This is a genomic window from Gottfriedia sp. NPDC057948 (assembly GCF_042887255.1).
Taxonomy (GTDB): Bacteria; Bacillota; Bacilli; order Bacillales; family Bacillaceae_G; genus Gottfriedia.
Genome location: NZ_JBHVPN010000007.1, coordinates 115,654 through 117,110, shown reverse-complemented (window position 1 = coordinate 117,110; position 1,457 = coordinate 115,654). Strand labels below are relative to the sequence as shown.

Sequence of the window (1,457 nt, the reverse complement as noted above, 5' to 3'; positions counted from 1 at the left end):
GTACGTATTACCAGCCGGTCCAGTTGGTCCAGTAGCGCCAGTAGCACCTCTTTCACCAGTAGTACCAGTATTACCAGTCGGTCCAGTAGGTCCAGTAGCACCAGTAGCACCTCTTTCACCAGTAGTACCAGTATTACCAGTCGGTCCAGTAGGTCCGGTAGCACCAGTAGCACCAGCTGGTCCGGTTGGTCCCGCCGGTCCGGTTCCTGTAGCTCCATTATTTTCTACATTTACACAAACGTTTACATTTTGCTTTACGTTGCATCCACAATTTCTTTTTCCACAATCATCACATCTATCATCATGACATCTGCAATCATCATGGTCGTGATTACATTTCTTGCATTTATCACGGCATCTGCAATCATCATGATGGTGATCACATTTTCTGCATTTGCAATTTTTATGTTTGCATTTCCTGCATTTGCATTTGCAATCATCATCGTGATCACATTTCTTGCATTTATCTTCTTTACTCAATAATTTCACCACCTTATAATATTCTTGTTATTTTATGAGACAAGCCATTAAGACGTTTGGGCAAATATAAATGATATTTGAAAAATATTGTATAAATAAAAAATTGTTTCCTATAAAATTTCAATTATTCTGGATTGTAGAAACACTTAATTTTTGGAATGGGGATTTTATTATTTTGAAATAATGATTAATTTGTACCAGTTTTTTTACTCATTTTTTTGATAATAACGAACCAATTTGTCCTTTTTTTATACAATAAATTGTACGATTAAAAATTAATGAGAGGTGTATTTTTTTGCCACTACCACCAATTCCACCACTACCACAACAACCATCAGAAGAACCAAATCAACCAGATACTACACAAAGCACAGATCAATCAGAGTTATTACAACAAATTTCTTCATGCCTTCCAAGACCAGTAATGGGTCCAACAGGTCCACGCGGTCCTGAAGGTAAAGAAGGTCCAACAGGAGCAACAGGTCCACGCGGTCCTGAAGGTAAAGAAGGTCCTCGTGGAGAAAGAGGTAAACGAGGAAAAGAAGGGGAAGAAGGAGACAGAGGTCCAAGAGGTCATATGGGTCCAATGGGACCAATGGGACCAGCAGGAACACCGGGTACTGCAGGAGCAACAGGTCCAGCGGGAACAGCAGGCGCAACAGGAGCAACAGGTCCAGCGGGAACAGCAGGCGCACCAGGAGCGACAGGCCCAGCGGGAGCAACAGGTCCAGCGGGAACAGCAGGCGCAGCAGGAGCGACAGGTCCAGCGGGAGCAACAGGCCCAGCGGGAACAGCAGGCGCAGCAGGAGCAACAGGCCCAGCGGGAACAGCAGGCGCAGCAGGAGCAACAGGCCCAGCGGGAGCAGCAGGAGCAACAGGCCCAGCAGGGGCAGCAGGAGCAACAGGTCCAGCGGGAGCAGCAGGAGCAACAGGTCCAGCAGGGGCAGCAGGAGCAACAGGTCCAGCGGGAGCAGCAG

1 protein-coding gene and 2 pseudogenes are annotated in these 1,457 nt (G+C 46.5%); 2 read left to right on the top strand and 1 reads right to left on the bottom strand.

Going from position 1 to position 1,457, the window contains the following annotated elements:
• Positions 1–216: pseudogene (locus ACFVRR_RS13180) on the bottom strand (hypothetical protein); the annotation flags it as partial.
• An 87-nt stretch (positions 217–303) separates the two neighbouring features.
• On the opposite strand from ACFVRR_RS13180, the gene ACFVRR_RS13175 reads away from it, so the two are divergent.
• Complete coding sequence (locus tag ACFVRR_RS13175; RefSeq protein WP_387329070.1) at positions 304–483, top strand: hypothetical protein; 180 nt, start codon at positions 304–306, stop codon at positions 481–483.
• Positions 484–775: 292 nt separating this feature from the next.
• Positions 776–1,457, top strand: a pseudogene (locus ACFVRR_RS13170) (hypothetical protein); the annotation flags it as partial.

Excerpts from the sequence above, each read along its gene's own strand:
- ACFVRR_RS13175 (WP_387329070.1), top strand. The coding sequence starts at position 304 with ATGACATCTGCAATCATCATGGTCGTGATTACATTTCTTGCATTTATC.